Source organism: Rhizobium sp. SSA_523 (assembly GCF_030435705.1).
In the GTDB taxonomy this organism is placed as follows: domain Bacteria; phylum Pseudomonadota; class Alphaproteobacteria; order Rhizobiales; family Rhizobiaceae; genus Neorhizobium.
The window spans coordinates 3094076-3112072 of sequence record NZ_CP129382.1; the positions used below are offsets into that span (position 1 = coordinate 3094076).

20 protein-coding genes are annotated in these 17997 nt (G+C 61.9%); 10 read left to right on the forward strand and 10 right to left on the reverse strand.

The genetic code is table 11. From position 1 onward, the window contains the following. Positions 1-222 precede the first annotated feature (222 nt). Positions 223-1206: an iron exporter MbfA gene (gene mbfA, locus QTJ18_RS22950; protein ID WP_252753514.1), complete on the forward strand. Its 984-nt coding sequence runs from the start codon at positions 223-225 to the stop codon at positions 1204-1206. An 89-nt stretch (positions 1207-1295) separates the two neighbouring features. On the opposite strand, the gene QTJ18_RS22955 is transcribed toward mbfA, so the two are convergent. Together QTJ18_RS22955 and QTJ18_RS22960 are read right to left on the reverse strand one after the other, a co-directional pair. Beyond that, positions 1296-1910, reverse strand: coding sequence for a transglutaminase-like cysteine peptidase (locus QTJ18_RS22955; RefSeq protein WP_252753513.1), 615 nt, complete (start codon positions 1908-1910; stop codon positions 1296-1298). A gap of 139 nt (positions 1911-2049) precedes the next feature. Continuing rightward, positions 2050-2844 carry an alpha/beta hydrolase gene (locus QTJ18_RS22960; RefSeq protein WP_489667221.1) on the reverse strand — a complete coding sequence of 265 codons (795 nt, stop codon included), beginning with the start codon at positions 2842-2844 and terminating at the stop codon, positions 2050-2052. Between the two features lie 179 nt (positions 2845-3023). Between QTJ18_RS22960 and infC the strand changes: the two genes are divergently transcribed. From infC to pheT, 7 genes are all read left to right on the forward strand, one after another. Beyond that, positions 3024-3560, forward strand: a complete 537-nt coding sequence (infC, locus tag QTJ18_RS22965) for a translation initiation factor IF-3 (protein WP_252753691.1) — start codon at positions 3024-3026, stop codon at positions 3558-3560. Positions 3561-3753: 193 nt separating this feature from the next. Beyond that, on the forward strand, positions 3754-3957 hold the full coding sequence (rpmI, locus tag QTJ18_RS22970; RefSeq protein WP_139675803.1) for a 50S ribosomal protein L35: 204 nt from the start codon (positions 3754-3756) through the stop codon (positions 3955-3957). Positions 3958-3995: 38 nt separating this feature from the next. Then, a complete protein-coding gene (gene rplT / locus QTJ18_RS22975; RefSeq protein ID WP_252753512.1) occupies positions 3996-4400 on the forward strand; it encodes a 50S ribosomal protein L20 in 405 nt (134 codons plus the stop codon). 192 nt (positions 4401-4592) lie between these two features. After that, positions 4593-5678, forward strand: a complete 1086-nt coding sequence (gene pheS / locus QTJ18_RS22980; protein ID WP_252753511.1) for a phenylalanine--tRNA ligase subunit alpha — start codon at positions 4593-4595, stop codon at positions 5676-5678. 38 nt (positions 5679-5716) lie between these two features. Further along, positions 5717-6007 (forward strand): BrnT family toxin, encoded by a 291-nt coding sequence (locus tag QTJ18_RS22985; RefSeq protein ID WP_252753510.1) that lies wholly within the window; start codon positions 5717-5719, stop codon positions 6005-6007. Further along, positions 5991-6299, forward strand: coding sequence for a BrnA antitoxin family protein (locus tag QTJ18_RS22990; protein WP_252753509.1), 309 nt, complete (start codon positions 5991-5993; stop codon positions 6297-6299). The genes QTJ18_RS22985 and QTJ18_RS22990 overlap by 17 nt, the downstream gene beginning before the upstream one ends. Positions 6300-6512: 213 nt before the next feature. Then, positions 6513-8939, forward strand: a complete 2427-nt coding sequence (gene pheT / locus QTJ18_RS22995) for a phenylalanine--tRNA ligase subunit beta (RefSeq protein ID WP_252753508.1) — start codon at positions 6513-6515, stop codon at positions 8937-8939. Positions 8940-9013: 74 nt separating this feature from the next. On the opposite strand, the gene QTJ18_RS23000 is transcribed toward pheT, so the two are convergent. Then, complete coding sequence (locus QTJ18_RS23000) at positions 9014-10009, reverse strand: aldo/keto reductase (protein WP_252753507.1); 996 nt, start codon at positions 10007-10009, stop codon at positions 9014-9016. A gap of 143 nt (positions 10010-10152) precedes the next feature. On the opposite strand from QTJ18_RS23000, the gene QTJ18_RS23005 reads away from it, so the two are divergent. Continuing rightward, the gene (locus QTJ18_RS23005; protein ID WP_252753506.1) at positions 10153-11043 is read left to right on the forward strand and encodes a LysR family transcriptional regulator; all 891 of its coding nucleotides are present in this window, start codon (positions 10153-10155) and stop codon (positions 11041-11043) included. Here the strand turns inward: QTJ18_RS23005 and QTJ18_RS23010 are convergent, their stop codons facing one another. The 5 genes from QTJ18_RS23010 to QTJ18_RS23030 all read right to left on the reverse strand — a co-directional run bounded on the left by QTJ18_RS23010 (position 11044) and on the right by QTJ18_RS23030 (position 15108). Then, positions 11044-11532, reverse strand: a complete 489-nt coding sequence (locus QTJ18_RS23010) for a GNAT family N-acetyltransferase (protein WP_252753505.1) — start codon at positions 11530-11532, stop codon at positions 11044-11046. Then, positions 11529-12479 (reverse strand): aldo/keto reductase, encoded by a 951-nt coding sequence (locus QTJ18_RS23015; RefSeq protein ID WP_252753504.1) that lies wholly within the window; start codon positions 12477-12479, stop codon positions 11529-11531. Before QTJ18_RS23015 ends, QTJ18_RS23010 begins: the two co-directional genes overlap by 4 nt. Positions 12480-12581: 102 nt before the next feature. Beyond that, positions 12582-13559, reverse strand: a complete 978-nt coding sequence (locus QTJ18_RS23020; RefSeq protein WP_252753503.1) for a GlxA family transcriptional regulator — start codon at positions 13557-13559, stop codon at positions 12582-12584. An 18-nt stretch (positions 13560-13577) separates the two neighbouring features. Next, on the reverse strand, positions 13578-14132 hold the full coding sequence (locus tag QTJ18_RS23025; protein ID WP_252753502.1) for an isochorismatase family protein: 555 nt from the start codon (positions 14130-14132) through the stop codon (positions 13578-13580). Positions 14133-14250: 118 nt separating this feature from the next. Further along, positions 14251-15108 (reverse strand): EamA family transporter, encoded by an 858-nt coding sequence (locus QTJ18_RS23030; protein ID WP_252753501.1) that lies wholly within the window; start codon positions 15106-15108, stop codon positions 14251-14253. A 79-nt stretch (positions 15109-15187) separates the two neighbouring features. Between QTJ18_RS23030 and QTJ18_RS23035 the strand changes: the two genes are divergently transcribed. Further along, on the forward strand, positions 15188-15673 hold the full coding sequence (locus tag QTJ18_RS23035) for a MarR family winged helix-turn-helix transcriptional regulator (protein ID WP_252753500.1): 486 nt from the start codon (positions 15188-15190) through the stop codon (positions 15671-15673). Positions 15674-15700: 27 nt separating this feature from the next. Here QTJ18_RS23035 and QTJ18_RS23040 read toward each other — a convergent pair whose 3' ends face one another. Both QTJ18_RS23040 and xseA read right to left on the reverse strand, forming a co-directional pair. Continuing rightward, entirely contained in the window at positions 15701-16291 is a 591-nt protein-coding gene (locus QTJ18_RS23040) for an NAD(P)H-dependent oxidoreductase (RefSeq protein WP_252753690.1), read from the reverse strand. An 81-nt stretch (positions 16292-16372) separates the two neighbouring features. Continuing rightward, complete coding sequence (gene xseA, locus QTJ18_RS23045) at positions 16373-17995, reverse strand: exodeoxyribonuclease VII large subunit (RefSeq protein ID WP_252753499.1); 1623 nt, start codon at positions 17993-17995, stop codon at positions 16373-16375. Positions 17996-17997 lie beyond the last annotated feature (2 nt).

Sequence of the window (17997 nt, forward strand, 5' to 3'; positions counted from 1 at the left end):
TGAGAAGAGCAGCGGGACTTTGTGATGGAAAAAGCAGCGGGCAGAGCCCCTACAGAGGGGTTGCTAACCATTTTGTTGCCGAATCTGCAAGTCAAATCGCCAAAACTTGCGTTTAGCTGTCGGTTTTTGATGCAATCCTGCGCGCCGCTCTGTCTTCTCCTTTAGCCTTGCAATTTCGGTCTGACGGATTAATTTAGAATAATTCTAAAAAGGATCCATGCCATGTTCCACTTGCTGCGGTCCGGAAGCCGCCGTTCCTTCGACAGCCTGAGCGAGGCGGAAATTCTTGCTCTGGCGATTTCCTCCGAAGAAGAGGATGCGCGCATCTACCAGAGCTATGCCGGATCGCTTTCCCAGCGGGCACCCGATTCCGCCAAGATATTCCGCGACATGGCGGAGGTGGAGCAGTCTCATCGCAACATGCTGATCGCGCAGTTCCGGCAGAGGTTCGGCGAGGATATTCCGCTGATCCGCCGTGAACATGTCCGGGGCTTCTACCAGAGACGGCCCGATTGGCTGGTTTCCAACCTGTCGCTCGATACGATCCGTGCCCAGGCGGAACTGATGGAGGATCAGGCCTTCCGCTTCTATACCGAGGCGGCACGGCGCGTGACGGACGCCTCGACCCGCCGCCTGCTCCGCGATCTGGCGCTGGCGGAGCAGGGGCATGGCGAGATCGCGCATATGCTCGGCGACAAGCATGCGCCGGCGGAGGTTCAGGATGAGGAAAATCACAAGGAACGGCGCCAGTTCATCCTGACCTATGTGCAGCCCGGACTGGCCGGACTGATGGACGGCTCGGTATCAACGCTGGCGCCAATCTTCGCGGCGGCTTTCGCCACGCAGGATACCTGGCAGACCTTCCTGATCGGCCTGTCTGCAAGTGTCGGTGCCGGCATATCCATGGGCTTTACCGAGGCTGCGCATGATGACGGAAAGCTTTCGGGCAGAGGATCGCCGCTCAAGCGTGGCCTTGCCTCCGGCACCATGACCGCGGCGGGCGGACTTGGCCACGCCTTGCCCTATCTCATCCCGCATTTCTGGACCGCTACGATCGTTGCGGCCATCGTGGTCTTCATCGAATTATGGGCAATCGCCTTCATCCAGAACAAATATATGGAGACACCCTTCCTGCGGGCGGTGTTCCAGGTCGTGTTCGGGGGATCTCTGGTGCTGGCCGCCGGCATCATCATCGGCAATGGCTGACGGCTGCCCGCCGGGTCTCGCTGAGGAGAGGACAAAAAAACCCGGCCGAGCCCTGTGGCATCGGCCGGGCGAAATGATCGATTTGATGATTACCGCAGGGCGCCGACGACCACTTCGCGGCCATCTTCGATCGTGACCCAGCGACCGGTGTTGAAGGAGGCCTGACGCTTCAGGAAGGTGTAGGATGTGTCGGTCCACAGCTTCACATCATCGGTCAGGTTGTCGAGAATATAGTCGCCATCGGCGGTCCGCACGGTCAGAACCGCATGACCCTCTCCATCGGGCTTGCGCACCACGGTCATCAGCAGGTCGGTCAGCGAGAAACCCTTGGCAGCCAGTTCCTTGCGCTTTTCCAACGCGTAATCTTCGCAGTCGCCGGCAGTCTTCGGATAGGCCCAGACTTCTTCCCGCCCATAGACCTCCATATCGGTCTTGGCTGTGATGCGGTGGTTTACCGAGGCATTGACGGAACGGATCGCATCCCAACCGAATTCGGTGACCTTCGGGGCAGCGGAGGAGGCGAAGCGCTGATTGCACTCGTCCTTGCGGGTCTGGCAGAATTCATAATGCCCGATCGGCTGCGACGTGATCTGGCCGGTGGCCATATGTGCGGTGGTGAGGGGCGCCGGCAGCGCGGAGGCCGTCGGAGCAAGCACAGCAGTGATCATCACGGCAAAATGCCGCGCCTTGAAGGCATTCATCATGGACCCGTCCCTTAAAATCCTAACGAAACGTTAAGGCTGAGGAGGGCCAGGTGTCAATTATGAACGAAGCGTTAACAGCATCGCTCGGTATTTATGGTTAAGACTGCTGCATTTTAGTATCAGCTCACATAAGGCACTGTCAGAGCATGGTTTCGATGGCGGAAAGCATCCGTTCAATGTCTTTCGGGCGCGAGAGGCGATGATCGCCATCGCGCACCAGGGTCATCACAACATCATCGGCCGGCAGGAAATCCAGGAGTTTGAGGGCGTGGCGGTAAGGCACGTCCTCGTCCTGCATTCCCTGCAGGATATGGACCGGGCAGCCAAGATCGAGCGTGCCGACCAGAACACGATTGTCGCGTCCATCCTCGATCAGCGCGCGGGTAAAGATGTTCGGCTGCGGGCTGTATTCCGATGCTTCTTCGAAAAAGCCGCGCTCCTCAAGCGAGCGGCGCTCTTCGTCGGTGAGAGCCGGCTCGATCAGATCGCTGGTAAAGTCGGGTGCCGGTGCGATCAGCACCAGCCCGCCGATGGTCGGACCATCCGCCCGCGTCTTCAGCGCCTGCAGGGCGCGCAGCGCAATCCAGCCTCCCATGGAAGAGCCGATCAGCACGAGGCGGCGGGCGGGATAAGCTGCGAGAACCGCCAGTGTCTCTTCGACCCACCGGGAAATCGTTCCCTGCGTGAACTCACCGCCCGATTGGCCATGCCCGGAATAATCGAAGCGCAGGCATGCGAGCCCCCGCTGCGCGGCCAGTCGATCCACTTCTACGGCTTTCGTGCCCGTCATGTCGGACCGGTAGCCGCCAAGCCAGACCAGCTGGGTTGCGTCCTTCTCGGCCGGAGGGCGGTGAAGAACGGCAATCTCCCGCATGGCGCTGCCGGAGCCGACAGGGAGCGTTGCAAGCATGGGCTCGGTGGTGGTTTCGGTCATCTGTACCTCCGTCGATCGAGGCTTCTATAAAACAGATTCGCCAAATCCCGGCAGCAGGTGATTTCTCATCGCACCTATGCTATTGACTTCCCCGCAGCGTTGACGACATTGCCCGCTATTGCGCCGGGCGCAGATGATCGCCGTTGCGATCCATGAAGAAACTCTAGGAGAATACGACCATTCGCAGACCTTTCAAAGCCGACGCTCCAGTCAAGGACGGGCCGCGCTCCAATCGGGAAATTCGCATCCCCCGCGTTCAGCTGATCGACGCAGAGGGACAGAATCTCGGCATCGTGCCGACAGATCAGGCGCTCAAGATGGCGGAGGAGGCTGGGCTCGATCTGGTCGAAATCTCCCCCAATAACGATCCGCCCGTCTGCAAGATCCTGGATCTCGGCAAGCTGAAATACGCCAACCAGAAGAAGGCGGCAGAGGCGCGCAAGAAGCAGAAGATCGTCGAAATCAAAGAAATCAAGATGCGTCCGAACATCGACACCCATGATTATGAGGTGAAGATGAAGGCGATCAACCGCTTCTTTGAGGATGGCGACAAGGTTCGAGTGACGCTCCGGTTCCGCGGTCGCGAAATGGCGCACCAGGAGTTGGGCATGAAGCTTCTGCTTCAGGTGAAGGAGGACACTGCGGCGATCGCCAAGGTGGAAGCCGAACCGAAGCTCGAGGGCCGTCAGATGATGATGGTGCTGGCTCCCCGTTAATTCGCCGGGGCCTTTCAGGCCGTTCAGGGCCTGTTTTAAGGGTTGTGACCCTTTCTTTTACCATTGCGCTTTGCGGCATGTGCCGCTATAAGCGCGCGTCCGAACGGCCCGGCAGGGCATGCCGTGGCCGTTTTTGAAAGCTTGGAGTTGGCCTCGTCAGCCGGCCCGATACAAGAATTATGGAGTAAGCAAAATGCCCAAGATGAAGACGAAGTCCTCCGCCAAGAAGCGGTTCAAGATCACCGCGACCGGCAAGGTCGTGGCTGCCGCCGCCGGCAAGCGCCACGGCATGATCAAGCGGTCCAACAAGTTCATCCGCGATGCGCGCGGCACGATGATCCTCGCCGAACCCGACGGCAAGAAGGTCATCAAGAACTACCTGCCGAACGGTCTCTGAGACCCTATCGCTTTTGGATCATTTAAGGAGATCATGACATGGCACGCGTAAAACGTGGCGTAACCTCTCGCGCCAAGCACACCAAGACCCTCAAGGCCGCCAAGGGCTTCTACGGCCGCCGCAAGAATACGATCCGCGCCGCCAAGGCAGCCGTTGATCGTTCGCGGCAGATGGCGACGCGCGATCGTCGCGCCAACAAGCGCAACTTCCGCGCCCTGTGGATCCAGCGCATCAATGCCGCCGTGCGCGAATTCGGCCTGACCTATGGCCGGTTCATCGACGGCCTGAACAAGGCTGGCATCGAAGTGGACCGCAAGGTTCTCTCCGACATGGCCATTCATGAGCCGGCAGCCTTCGGCGCGCTGGTTGATGCGTCGAAGAAGGCTCTGGAATATCTGAAGGAAGCCGGCACGACGAACGAGTTTGAGCGCGCGGTTCGTTAACCAGCGCGTCCCAGGCTTTACGAGCTTTATTCTCTTGGGAAACCCGCGCTGGCTTGGGCTGGCGCGGGTTTTTCATTTGTCTGACACGCCGCCCTGTCACGAATCGATATCACGAATCGATATCACGACTCGACGTCACGGCCCTGGGCGAGGTCACCTCCGATACCCGCAGAGCATCACACGGAAGAAACCATGTCCGATCTGGAAAACCTGAAACATTCGCTTCTGACGGAAATCGCGGCTGCGGGCGACGAAGCAGCTCTGGAAGCCGTTCGTCTGGCCGCCATGGGCAAGAAGGGCTCGGTCTCCGAGCTCCTGAAGACGCTGGGCTCGATGAGTGCGGAGGAGCGGCAGAGCCGTGGGGCGGCCATCAATGCGCTGAAGAACGAGGTGACGGACGCGCTCAACGCCCGCAAGCTCGTTCTGCGCGAGGCTGCCATCAATGCGCGGCTGGCAGCCGAGACGCTTGATGTCACGCTTCCGGTACGCTCTTCGCCCGCCGAGCGGGGCCGGATCCATCCGATCAGCCAGATTGTCGACGAGATCACCGCGATTTTCGCCGATATGGGATTTTCGATCGCCGAAGGCCCGGATATCGAGACGGATTATTACAATTTCACCGCCTTGAACTTCCCCGAAGGTCATCCGGCCCGCGAAATGCACGATACCTTCTTCTTCCAGCCGGATGAGAAGGGCGAGCGGAAGGTATTGCGCACGCATACCTCGCCGGTTCAGATTCGCACCATGGAGAGCCAGAAGCCGCCCATCCGCATCATCATTCCCGGCAAGACCTATCGCCAGGATTCCGACGCGACCCATTCGCCGATGTTCCATCAGGTCGAGGGCCTGGTCGTCGACAAGAAGAGCCATGTCGGCAATATGCGGTGGATTCTCGAGGAGTTCTGCAAGGCCTTCTTCGAGGTCGACAGCGTCACCATGCGCTTCCGCCCGTCATTCTTCCCCTTCACGGAGCCGAGCTTCGAGGTTGATATCCAGTGCGACCGCTCCTCCGGCCCGATCGTGAAATTCGGAGAAGGCAATGACTGGATGGAGATTCTCGGCTGCGGCATGGTTCACCCGAACGTGCTGCGCGCCGGCGGCCTCGATCCTGACGAATATCAGGGCTTTGCCTGGGGCATGGGGCTCGACCGCATCGCCATGCTGAAATACGGCATGCCGGACCTGCGCGATTTCTTCAATGCCGATGTGCGCTGGATGAACCATTACGGCTTCCGCCCGCTCGACATGCCAACCCTGTTCGGCGGTTTGAGTTCTTGATCTTTAATTGTGGCCACAAATAAGTAGCTGTGGTATGTATGGAACTGGAATGGGACGAGGAGAAGAGGCAGGCAACCCTTCGAGAGCGAGGGCTGGATTTCGCTGATATTGTGTATCTCGACCCACAAAGCATCGTCGTCGACCTGGATTTGCGCAAGAAATACGGGGAAATCCGTTACAACTGGACCGGCATGCTGGATGGTGTCCTCTGCCGGGTCTGCTGGACGCCCAGGCATGGCAGGATGCGCATCATTTCGATGAGGAAGATCAATGATCGCGAACGCAAAGTCTACGAAAAGGCGAGGGAACGGTTTGCCGACACTCGCTGATGTTGACGCTGGCAGGGTGACGCTTGACCAGTACGAGATCGCTCACGGCGAAGACAGTTCAGACCTCACGGACGAGGTGATGCAGCAAGCGCGTCCGGTGACTGATTATCCGGAATTCACCGGTTTCTTCAGGCAGCGCGGTGAGCGCGGTCCGCAGAAATCACCGGTCAAGGAACGGATTGGGCTTCGTCTTAACAAAAATGTGGTCGAGCATTTTCGCAAGACCGGTCCGGGCTGGCAAAGTCGGATCAATGACGTGCTGGAAGACTATGTTAAGGACAAGCCAAAGTGAGGCGCCCCGACATGACGCTGTTGTCCAAGCAGTCGAAGTGGTCCGGGTTTTCCTTCGCTACCAATGATGATCGGATCAGGCGCGGCGCTGCCGGATGTCGGCTCTCGGTCGCAAACGAATGGGATGAATATGAGAGCGGGTGTCTTCGGCAGGCCGATCTCTCGATCGATGTAATTCGGGCCCGATGCCCATAGTTTGAAATGAGACCTATTCATGAAATTCACACTCTCCTGGCTGAAGGACCACCTGGAAACCGAGGCCTCGCTCGAGGAAATCTGCGAGCGACTGACCGCGATCGGCCTGGAGGTCGAGGATGTCGATGACCGGGCGGCCTACAAGCCCTTCATCATCGCCAAAGTCGTTTCCGCCGAGAAGCATCCCTCTGCCGATCGGCTGAAGGTGCTGATGGTCGATACCGGTGACGGCAAGCCCGTGCAGGTCGTCTGTGGTGCGCCGAATGCGCGCGCCGGCCTGGTCGGTGCACTGGCGCGGCCGGGAACCTATGTGCCTGGTATCGATGTCACCCTCTCGGTCGGCAATATCCGCGGCGTCGAAAGCCACGGCATGATGTGCTCGGAGAAGGAACTCAATATCTCCGACAATCATGACGGCATTATCGACTTGCCGGACGATGCACCGGTCGGCGCTGCATTCGCCACCTATGCCGGCCTCGACGACCCGGTGATCGAGATCAATCTCACACCCAACCGCCCGGATTGCACCAGCGTCTTCGGGATTGCGCGCGATCTCGCCGCGTCCGGCCTCGGAACTCTGAAGACACCGCCGGCGCCGAACGTCAGGACGGAAGGTGAAACCCCGCTCGACGTGACGATCGATCTCGATGATGAGCGGCTTTGCCCTGGCTTTGCGCTCCGTCTGGTGCGCGGCGTGACGAATGGCCCGAGCCCGGCCTGGATGCAGACGCGACTGAAGGCGATCGGCCTGCGACCCATCAATGCGCTGGTCGACATCACCAACTACATGACCTTCGACCAGGGTCGTCCGATGCATGTCTTCGATGCGGCCAAGGTGCGGGGCAATCTCGTGGTGCGGCGCGCCAGGGAGGGAGAGGAAATTCTCGCCCTGGACACGCGCACCTATAAGCTCGGCCCCGCCAATGTGGTGATTGCCGATGATAACGGCGTCGAATCGATCGGCGGCATCATGGGCGGCGAACATTCGGGCTGCGACGAGAGCACGACCGAAGTGCTGATCGAATCGGCGCTGTGGGATCCGATCAATATCGCCAAGTCCGGCCGCGCGCTCGGCATCATTACCGATGCGCGTTATCGCTTCGAGCGCGGCGTGGATCCCGAATATATGATGCCAGGCCTGGAGCGCACGACCGATCTCGTCGTCCAATTGTGCGGCGGCACGCCGGCCAAGGCCAAGGTGACGGGCTATCGCGGCCACGAGCCCCGGCAGATCGATTTCCCCTTCTCGGAGGTCAAGCGACTGACGGGCCTCACGGTCGGGATCGAGGAGAGCCGCACTATCCTTACCGGCCTCGGCTTCGAGATCCTGTCCGGCGATGAGAAGAGCGTGCAGGTGGCGGTTCCCTCCTGGCGGCCCGATGTGGATGGCAAGGCCGATCTGGTGGAAGAGATCATGCGCATCCACGGCGTCGACAAGATCAAGCCTGAGCCGCTGCCGGCCAAGGATACGGTCAATGGCCGGATCCTCACGACGCTGCAGATCCGCACGCGCACGGCCAAACGGGCGCTCGCCAGCCGCGGCATGCTCGAAGCCGTTACCTGGTCCTTCATTCCGGAAGACCAGGCAAAGCTGTTTGGCGGCGGCAAGCCGGCCCTGAAGCTCGCCAATCCGATCGCCGCCGATATGTCGGACATGCGTCCCTCGCTCCTGCCCGGCCTGTTGACTGCGGCGCAGCGCAATGCGGACAAGGGTTTCGGCGACGTGGCGATTTTCGAAGTGTCCGGCACCTATGAGGGCGACAGACAGGAGGAGCAGCGCCGCGTGGCCGGCGGGCTTCGCCGCGGCACTGCCTCGCTTGCCGGCGCCGGCCGCTCCTGGTCGAATGCGCTGAAGGGCGGCGGCAAGCCGGTGGATGTCTTCGATGCCAAGGCCGATGCGCTGGCGGTGATCGAAGCCTGTGGCCTGCCCATGGGAAATGTGCAGGTCGAGCAGGGCGGCCCGTCCTGGTATCATCCCGGGCGTTGCGGCACGATCAAGATGGGCCCGAAGGTGGTGCTCGGCCATTTCGGCGAATTCCACCCCAATACTCTGTCCAGCCTTGACGTTTCGGGCGCGCTTTGCGGCTTCGAGGTTTATCTCGACGCCATGCCGGAGCCGAAGAAGAAGGCCACCCGGACGAAGCCGGCACTCGACTTGTCGCCATTCCAGATGGTCAAGCGGGATTTCGCCTTCGTCGTGGACCGGTCCGTGGATGCCGGCTCCATCCTCAAGGCGGCCATCACCGCCGACCGGAAACTGATCAGCGGCGCCAATGTCTTCGATGTCTTCGAAGGTGCCTCGCTGGGTGAAGGCAAGAAGTCGATCGCGATCGAAGTGCTCATCCAGCCGATGGACAAGACGCTGACGGATGAGGATTTCGACATGCTGACGAAGAAGATCGTCGGCAATGTGGAGAAATCCACCGGCGGAACCCTGCGCGCCTGATCTCTGGCGGCCACGCTTTTGCTGCGGATCCTCGGGATTGACCCGAGGATCCGCAGCCAGTCTCTGTCAGCGCCTCATTTGTTCGCCATCTTCGCCATGGATTCCGGGTAACGCTCGCCTTTGACCTTGGCCGGAGACAGACGGTCGCCCAGATCCTTCACCTCCTCCGGCGAGAGCGTAATGGCAGAGGCGGCGACGTTCTTTTCCAGGTTGGCGATCTTCGTGGTGCCGGGGATTGGTACGATGAAATCGCCCTGTGCCAGCACCCAGGCAAGCGCCAGCTGTCCGGCGGTGACGCCCTTCTGCTCGGCCATCTGTTCAAGAAGCTGCACCAGCGCCAGATTGGCGTCGAAATTTTCGCCCTGGAACCTCGGCAGGCCGCGGCGGAAATCATTGTCGGCCAGCCCGTCGAGGCTCTTCAGCGCGCCGGTCAGAGCCCCGCGACCGAGCGGCGAAAACGGCACGAAACCAATGCCGAGTTCGCGGCAGGTATCGAGCACGCCGTTTTGCTCAGGGTCCCGCGTCCATAGCGAATATTCGCTCTGGATGGCAGCGATCGGATGGACCGCATGGGCCCGGCGCAATGTTGCGGCACTGGCCTCGGACAGGCCGAGCGCCCGCACCTTACCCTCTTGCACGAGATCCGCCATGGCACCGACTGTCTCTTCGATCGGGACATCGGGATCGACGCGGTGCTGGTAGAGAAGGTCGATCACCTCGACGCCGAGCCGCTTCAGGGAGGCTTCCGCCACGGCCCGCACATGCTCCGGCCGACTATCGACGCCGGAGGGGCGCGCAGCCTTGGCCTCGTCACCAATGGTAAAGCCGAACTTGGTCGCGATCAGCACCTTGTCGCGATAAGGCTTCAGTCCCTTGCCCACCAGTTCCTCATTGGTGAAGGGACCATAGACCTCGGCCGTGTCGAAAAGCGTGACGCCAAGGTCCACGGCACGAGCGAGCGTGGAAAGCGCCGATTGTTCATCGACCGAGGGGCTATAGGCATGCGTCATGCCCATGCAGCCGAGGCCGAGTGCCGAGGTGGTGAGCGAACCGAGATGGCGGGTTTGCATGGCGTGGTCTCCTTTTGGCGAAGTGGGAACCTGTCGCGGGCGATCCGGAGCGGCAAGACCCGCAGAGGGATTGCAATCTAATCCACCCGCAGCCTCACGAAAATGGCTGCAAATCACAGCGGGCTGTTCTATCGTTTAGAACAATGAACAGGATCCAACTTTCGCAACTTGCCGTGCTGGCGGTCGTGGCCGAGCATCGGAGCTTCCGCAAGGCAGCGGCCGATCTCGCCATTGCACCGTCTGCCGTCAGCCATGCGGTTTCGGCGCTGGAGGAGAGCCTCGGCGTCCGGCTGCTGCAGCGGACAACCCGCAGTGTAGCACCCACGGAGGAAGGTCAGCAGCTGATTGCGACGCTGGGACCTGCTCTCTCGGAGATTTCCTCCGTACTCGATGCCTTAGCGGATCGGCGGGAAAGGCCGGCGGGACCCTTGCGGCTGACCATGCCGCAACTGGCCGCCGATGAGCTTATACTGCCGCGCCTGGCCGATTTCTTGTCTCTTTACCCGGAGATCGAGCTGGATCTTCGCACGGAGGATCGGTTTGAAGATATTGTCGAACGCGGGCGCGATGCCGGCTTAAGGCTCGGGGAGCATTTGGAGGCGGACATGATCGCCGTGAGAGCAAGCGGCCCCTGGCGCGGGGCCATTGTGGGATCGCCGGCTTATCTAAAACAGGTCGCGCCGCCGCAGCACCCGCGTGACCTGATGCAGCATCGCTGCATTCGTCGCCGGTTTTCCAGCGGCACCATCTACCGCTGGGAACTGGAGAACAAGGGCAAGCCGCTGGTGGTCGATGTGACAGGCCCGCTGATCCTTTCCGACCAGACCATGATGCGGCGTGCTGCTCTCGATGGTGTGGGCCTCGCCTTTCTCTTTGACCGCCGTGTAGAGGAGGATATCGCGGCCGGCCGCCTGGTGCGCGTACTGGACGATTGGTGCCCACCTTTCGACGGCTTCTATATCTATTACCCATCGCGACGGCAGATGCGGCCGCCGCTCCGGGCCTTCGTCGATTTCTTTCGCTTTCGTGGATGATCAGCCGAATTTGATGCGATACCGGACATGGCCGTCAGACGGCACGAAACTGTCGTACAGTCTGCGTGCCGTCGCATTGCCTTCGTCCGTATGCCAGTAGAGGCGCGACCAGCCGTTCTTGCGCGATAGCGCCACGAGATCCTCCATCAGGGCGCGGCCGATACCCCGTCCCCGGAACCGCTCGTCGAGGAAGAGATCCTCCAGATAGCAATCCGGCGTCTTGACCCAGGTGGAATCGTGAAAATGATGGATGGCAAAGCCAGCCAGCCGGCCCTCCACCTCCGCAACCCGCATGGCCACGCGCGAGGCGGGATCGAGAATGCGTGCCCAGGTGTGGTCGGTGACATCCTTGGTCAGCGTAACCTTGTAAAAGGCAAGGTAATCGGCCCAGAGCTGCCGCCAGCCTGCTTCGTCCTCGGCGCGGGCGTCGCGAATGACCAGCGCCTTGCTCTCGGTCCCACTTGTGGCCCCACTTATTGCCCCACTCATGCCCCGGCCTCGTTCAGCCGCTGCATCTGCGCCTCGCTCAGCGTCAGGGTTCCGGCTGCCAGCATGGCGTCCAGTTGCGAGAGCGAGGTCGCGGATGCGATCGGAGCCGTAATTCCGGGGCGGGCAGCCACCCAGGCAATGGCGATCGAAGCGAGGCTGGCCCCGGTTTCGCTGGCCACCGCATCCAGGGCGGCAAGGATACGGTGACCCTTCTCATCCAGGTAGCCGCCGACACGATAGGCGCGCGCTGCCCCTTGCGTGTCTTCCGCCTTGCGATATTTCCCGGTCAGGAAACCTGCGGCCAGGGCATAATAGCTGATGACGCCGATCTCCTCGGCGATGCAGAGCTCGGCGAGCTCGCCTTCGAACCGGTCGCGAGTATAGAGATTATATTCCGGCTGCAGTACGTCATAGCGCGGCAGGCCATTGCTGCCGGCGGCCTCGAGCGATGCCCGCAATTGAGCGGCATCGTAATTGGAGCAGCCGATCGCGCGCACCTTGCCGGCCTGTTTCAGACGATCGAAAGCTTCCAGCGTTTCCTCGATGGCAATATCCGGATCGGGTTTGTGCGCGAGGTAGAGATCCACATAATCCGTCCCCAGCCGCGTGAGCGAAGCATCGATGGCCTTTTCGATCCAGGCTTTCGACAGCCCGGTTTTTTCGCCGCGATTGTCGAAGCCGACTTTCGTCACGATCACTGCCTTGTCGCGCGGGACGGTGCCACGCTTCAGCCAGCGGCCGATGACAGTCTCACTCTCCCCGCCCTGATGGCCGTCGACCCAGGCGGAATAGACATCGGCCGTATCGATGCAGTTGAAGCCCGCCTCGAAGAAACGGTCGAGCAGATCGAAGGAGGTCTTCTCATCCGCGGTCCAGCCGAAGACATTGCCGCCGAACACGACGGGAGCGATGGATAGGCCGGTGCGGCCAAGGGGACGCTTGTCCATAGTCATACCTCTTGCTTTGTCAGACGCCAGCATATGGGGCGAAGCTAGCGATGCAACAGGCTTGGCACCAATCTATTTGCGTGATGGATGGATCAGCCAGGATCAGCCAGCCGCGCGATGCTGGCTGGGGGGCTCGCCGTGATGGCGGCGCCAGATCCGGCGCAAATGCCGTGAGGAGGAAAAACCCGCGCGCTCGGCCACCGATTCGAGATCGAGCCGCGACTGGCTGATGATGTCGCGCGCCAAGGTGATCCGCATAAGATTGACGTAATCGATCAGCGACATCCCCGCATGCTCGCGAAACAGGCGCGACAGGTGTCGCTCGCTCAAATGGCCGAGGCCGGCAAGCCGCGACACGGACCAGTCGACCGCCGGGTCGGCCATGATGGCGTCCTGCACCGCATGGATGGCCGGATGCACATGATTGCGGCCGGACAACCAGGGAGAAATTTGCGGGTCGTCGCCGCTGCGCCGAAGGTAAATGACCATCTTGCGCGCGGCGGCGAGAGAAACAGGCGCCGAGGTCATCCGCGCGACGATATGCAGCATCAGGTCGATGCCGGTGGAAATGCCGGCGCTGGAAAAGACCGGCCCGTCTTCGACATAGAGCCGGTTCTCAAGCACGGTCGCCGTCGGCGCAAGGCGGCTCAGCTCGGCAAGGCAATCGGCATGGGTGGTGCAGCGGCGCCCTTCCAGCAATCCGGCGGCGGCCACCAGAAGCGCACCGGAGCAGATGCTGATGATCGTCGTATCGGCACGCACGACGCGCCGCATCCAGTCGGCAAGCGACAATCGTTCGGCATCAACCGGCTGCCGGTCCGCGGTGGCGGAGGCCGCTCCCGAAACGATCAGCAGCGCCTTTTCGGGCAGTCTGTTCGGCAAAGGCAAAAGCCCGTCTAGCGACAGGCCGATCGAACTCGTCTGCCGTGGCGCGGTGGACACATAGCGATAGTCGAAAAACAGCTCGTCCTGATGCTGATTGGCATAGCGCAGGACCTCCATCGGCCCTGCAATATCCAGGAGCAAGGCGTGCGGAGGGATGACCATGACGACCGGGACGATAATGGGTCTCGCATTCATGCAGGTCGCCTCCGTTTCTCAAGCCGCCTGGCGTACCGGCTCGATCGCGTCCTCGACAGTTGCGATCCGGGCAAAGCGGTCCTTCAGCACCATGGCCGTATGCCGGCGGATCTGCGCGGGCGTATGCGAAATTCCGTCCGCATCGGTCATCGTGAAGGTCAGCGTCGCCTCGGCCACATAGGTGACAGCAAAACCGAGATCCGAGGCGTGGCGGGTGGTGGTCTCGCAGCATTGTTCGGTGCGGATGCCCGAAATGATCAGCCGGCTGATCCCCTTGGCCGTCAGCCAGACATCGAGGCCCGAGCCGACGAGAGCCGAGTGGCGGTGCTTTTCGAAGATGGCGTCCGGCTCGATGCGCAGACCCTCCAGGGTGCGGACATGGCCGCTATCCTTGGAGAAGGGGCCGGACTCTTCGACATGGAAGATCTGAACAACTGGAATTCCTGCCGCCACGGCCTTGTCGATCAGCGCCTGCTGCTTCTCGAGATACGGGATAAGGTCCGCGTCCTCCCAGTAAGGACGGTGGCGGAAGGATTCTTGCACATCGATGACGACGAGGGCGGTATCGGACATTTTCGGCTCTCCGGAGTTGACAATGTAGCCGCAGCATAGCCCCTACTACCAGCTGCAAAAGCACCGCAACGGACGAAGAGCGGACCTTTTCGGCCATCTGCTTACCGGCTCCGCTCGCTCATCGGGTGCTGCCGGCCTGGACCTTCTGGCTGATCCAGACGCTGGCAAGAACCACGACGACCCCGGTGATCTGGAGCGCGTCGAGCGACTGGCCGAGCAGGGTCCAGCCGAGCAGCACGGCGACAAGCGGGCTCAGGAAGCCGAGCGCCGACACGGCCGCCGGCTCCAGCCGGGAAAGGCCACGAAACCACAGAATATAGGTGAGCGCTGCCCCGATCAGGCCGAGATAGGCGAAACCGAGGAGGTTGGGCAGGGTGAGCGGCGGCAGAGCAGGTTCGAGCGCGAGGGCAAAGGGCAGAAGCAGCAGGCCTCCCGCCGTCAGTTGCCAGGCGGTGAAGGTAAGCGGCGAAACCGGGGGGGTCCATTTGCGGCTCAGCACCGTGCCGGCCGCCATGGCCGCCGCGCCGGCCAATCCGGCCACCACGCCGATCGGATCGAGCGCCGCATTCGGCGTCAGCACCAGAAGAGCGACACCTGCCATGCCGGCAAGGCCGCCGGCCACGGAAAGAAGCCGCACCGGGGCGGCAAGCAAGAGGCGGGCAAGCACGAGGACGATCAGCGGCTGGATAGCACCGACGGTTGCCGCCACGCCGCCCGGCAGCCGATAGGCGGACACGAAGAGGCAGGCCCAGAACAGCGAGAAGTTGAGGGCGCCGAGAATGAGGCTTTTCCACCACCAGGCGCCGTGAGGCATACGGCGCACGATAAGCAGCAGAAGCAGGCCGGCCGGCAGAGCGCGCAGGGCGGCCACCGTCAGCGGCAGGCCAGGCGGCAGCAATTGGGTTGTGACGATATAGGTGGAGCCCCAGATGGCGGGTGCAAGCGCGGTTAGCGCGGTGTCGGTTAGGCGGCTCATGGCACGGCTCCATTTATCTTGACGTCAAGATAATCGCCGAAATCTTGACGTCAAGATAAATTCTTGGCTAGGATGCGGAATGGATCACGTGACACGCATTCTGGAGCAATGGCATCGGGAGCGCCCGGACCTCGATGTGGAGCCAATGGGGCTTCTCGGCCGGTTTGCGCGGCTGCACACGCGGCTGTCGCGCGAGATCGAGGCTGTGCTCGTCCGCCACGGTCTCAACCGGGCCAGTTTCGATGTGCTGGCGACGCTGCGCCGCGCCGGAGCGCCCTTCCACCTGTCGCCCGGCGATCTCCTGGCAGCGACCATGGTCACCTCCGGCACGATGACGAACCGCATCGACCAGCTGGAAAAGCAGAAACTGGTGGCGCGGCTGCCGAACCCTGAGGATGGCCGCAGTGTGTTGATCGGCCTCACCGATGCGGGGCTTGCGCTCATCGACCAGGCAGTGACCGATCATGTCGCCAATCAGCATCGCCTCACAGCCATGCTGGAGCGTGAGGAGTTCGAGCAATTGGATGCACTCCTGGCGGCCTATCTGGAGCGGATCGACCGCTAGGTGCCACGGGGTCCTTCACGGCGAAGGTCAGAGCCGCTCCACCAGACGGCGTACACGCGCCAGATGCGCCGAGCGCTTCTGTGCGCTCGCGCGGTCCATGTCGTGCAGGGCCAGCATCCTGAAATCAACGTTCTTGGCGCAGAAAGCCGCAATACCGCGTTTGAGCAGGCGCCGGACGGGGTCGCCCATATAGAGCTTCACCACCCACCAGGGGGAACCGGTCGTGGTCAAGGCGTAGAAATGGCGGATATTGCCGAGCGCCGGGCGGATGCGTCCGCCTGCGGGATCGAGATGAAACGCCACGCCTGGTGCAAAGATGCGGTCGAAGAAGCCCTTGAGTATGGCCGGGAAGTTGAACCACCATTGGGGAAAGACGAGGATCAGCCCGTCGGCGGCCTGCAGCCGTTCGATGATCGGATCGACGGCGCTCGTATCACACCGCGGCTCGAAATAGGTTTGACGCTCGCTGGTCGAAAGGCGCGGATCGAAATCCTCGCGATACAGGTCGAGCAGATCGGCTGCATGGCCCTTTTCGCGGAGCGTTTCGACCACAAGTCCCGCCACCGCGGCAGCAAAGCTGTCCGGTAGCGGATGCGCAAGAACGATGAGAAAGCGCAGGGTCATCGGTCAGAACAAGCGTGCGGGTTGGATCGAAGTCATTCGTCAAAACAAAAGCATAAGGCAAACAAAGCGCATCGGTCAGAACAGGGTTCCCTGTTTCGGGCCGTCTTCCGGGCCTTGTTCCGGCGCGGATTTCGGCGTGCGTTTGCGCGGCGTCAATGCCGCCGCCGGTCCCATTGCCACCGCCGGTTCCGAGCCCTCGCCGGCGGTCGCCGCCACGCGGCCATCGGCAAATTCGATGGAGAGAGCCTGGCCGGTTGCGATGGCCGAAGCCCGCGTCAAGGGCTGGTCATCCTCGCCGCGGATCACGGCGAAACCACGCTTCAGCACGTTCTTGTAGGAGAGCGATTGCAAGACGCGGTCCTGTGCCGCAAGCGTTGCCCGGTGCCGCGCCATGGCGTGGCGGATCGCCGTATCCGCCTGCCGCGAGAGCGCCGCCGTATGTTGCCTCTCGCGGCCGATATGGCCCGAAAGACGCTGCGGTAGGCCGGATAATTGCGCGTGAGCCCGGTCGATCCGCCCGCGGGCGCCGAGCAATTGGCGCTCCAGGCAGCGATCCTTGCGCAGAACCTGCTCGGCAAGATGGCGCCGGCGCTCGCCGATGCGGTTGGTCAGAATATCCAGGCGAAGTCCGGCGGAGGCGCGCTCGAATTGCCGGCGCTTGGTAATCGCCGTGCGCTCCAGCCCGCGACCGAGACCGGCGGCGGCCTCGTCGAAACGGCGCCGCGGAAGCGCAAGCAACTGGTCGAGCGAGGGCAGCGCCCGCACCAGGGCGCGCAGGTTCTGCCGACGATGATCCATCTGGCGCGATGCGCAGCCGCGCAGGCGTGCGGAAAGAGCGGCAAGCTGCGCATCCAGTTCCGCCTTTACCGGAACGGCCATTTCGGCCGCACCGGTCGGCGTCGGCGCCCGCATATCGGCCGCGTGGTCGATCAGCGTCCAATCGGTTTCGTGACCCACCGCGGAAATCAGCGGAATGGCGCTTTCGGCGGCCGCCCGCACCACGGCCTCGTCGTTGAAGCTCCAGAGATCCTCAAGGCTGCCGCCGCCACGGGCGACGATCAGCACATCCGGTCGCCGCACGGGACCGAGCGGATCAAGCGCATTGAAGCCGGAAATGGCATTTGCCACCTCGTCGCCGGATCCTTCCCCCTGAACCTTGACCGGCCACACGATCACATGCACGGGGAATCGGTCGGAGATGCGGTGCAGGATATCGCGGATCACGGCGCCGGTGGGCGAGGTGACGACGCCGATCACCTTTGGCAGGAAGGGCAGGGCCCGTTTGCGGGCGGGATCGAACAGGCCTTCGGCGGCAAGCTTGCGCTTGCGCTCCTCGATCAGCGCCATCAGCGCGCCGGCACCTGCCGGCTCCAGTGTCTCGATGACGATCTGGTATTTGGAGGAGCCGGGAAAGGTGGTGACCTTGCCGGTGGCAATCACCTCCATGCCCTCTTCCGGGCGGAATTTCAGCTTGGAGAACGAGCCTTTCCAGATCACCGCATCGATGCGCGCCCGATCATCCTTGAGCGAGAAATAGGCATGGCCGGATGAATGGGGACCGCGATAGCCGGAAATTTCCCCGCGGACCCGCACATGGTCAAAGGCGGTCTCGACCGTGCGCTTGATCGAGCCGGACAGTTCCGACACCGACAATTCGGCAAGGTTGGTCTGCGTCTCGCTGAAAAAAGGCCTGTTCATGT

Excerpts from the sequence above, each read along its gene's own strand:
- mbfA (WP_252753514.1), top strand. The coding sequence starts at position 223 with ATGTTCCACTTGCTGCGGTCCGGAAGCCGCCGTTCCTTCGACAGCCTG.
- QTJ18_RS22955 (WP_252753513.1), bottom strand. The coding sequence starts at position 1,910 with ATGATGAATGCCTTCAAGGCGCGGCATTTTGCCGTGATGATCACTGCT.
- QTJ18_RS22960 (WP_489667221.1), bottom strand. The coding sequence starts at position 2,844 with ATGACCGAAACCACCACCGAGCCCATGCTTGCAACGCTCCCTGTCGGC.
- rpmI (WP_139675803.1), top strand. The coding sequence starts at position 3,754 with ATGCCCAAGATGAAGACGAAGTCCTCCGCCAAGAAGCGGTTCAAGATC.
- rplT (WP_252753512.1), top strand. The coding sequence starts at position 3,996 with ATGGCACGCGTAAAACGTGGCGTAACCTCTCGCGCCAAGCACACCAAG.
- pheS (WP_252753511.1), top strand. The coding sequence starts at position 4,593 with ATGTCCGATCTGGAAAACCTGAAACATTCGCTTCTGACGGAAATCGCG.
- QTJ18_RS22985 (WP_252753510.1), top strand. The coding sequence starts at position 5,717 with ATGGAACTGGAATGGGACGAGGAGAAGAGGCAGGCAACCCTTCGAGAG.
- pheT (WP_252753508.1), top strand. The coding sequence starts at position 6,513 with ATGAAATTCACACTCTCCTGGCTGAAGGACCACCTGGAAACCGAGGCC.
- QTJ18_RS23000 (WP_252753507.1), bottom strand. The coding sequence starts at position 10,009 with ATGCAAACCCGCCATCTCGGTTCGCTCACCACCTCGGCACTCGGCCTC.
- QTJ18_RS23005 (WP_252753506.1), top strand. The coding sequence starts at position 10,153 with ATGAACAGGATCCAACTTTCGCAACTTGCCGTGCTGGCGGTCGTGGCC.
- QTJ18_RS23010 (WP_252753505.1), bottom strand. The coding sequence starts at position 11,532 with ATGAGTGGGGCAATAAGTGGGGCCACAAGTGGGACCGAGAGCAAGGCG.
- QTJ18_RS23015 (WP_252753504.1), bottom strand. The coding sequence starts at position 12,479 with ATGGACAAGCGTCCCCTTGGCCGCACCGGCCTATCCATCGCTCCCGTC.
- QTJ18_RS23020 (WP_252753503.1), bottom strand. The coding sequence starts at position 13,559 with ATGAATGCGAGACCCATTATCGTCCCGGTCGTCATGGTCATCCCTCCG.
- QTJ18_RS23025 (WP_252753502.1), bottom strand. The coding sequence starts at position 14,132 with ATGTCCGATACCGCCCTCGTCGTCATCGATGTGCAAGAATCCTTCCGC.
- QTJ18_RS23030 (WP_252753501.1), bottom strand. The coding sequence starts at position 15,108 with ATGAGCCGCCTAACCGACACCGCGCTAACCGCGCTTGCACCCGCCATC.
- QTJ18_RS23035 (WP_252753500.1), top strand. The coding sequence starts at position 15,188 with ATGGATCACGTGACACGCATTCTGGAGCAATGGCATCGGGAGCGCCCG.
- xseA (WP_252753499.1), bottom strand. The coding sequence starts at position 17,995 with ATGAACAGGCCTTTTTTCAGCGAGACGCAGACCAACCTTGCCGAATTG.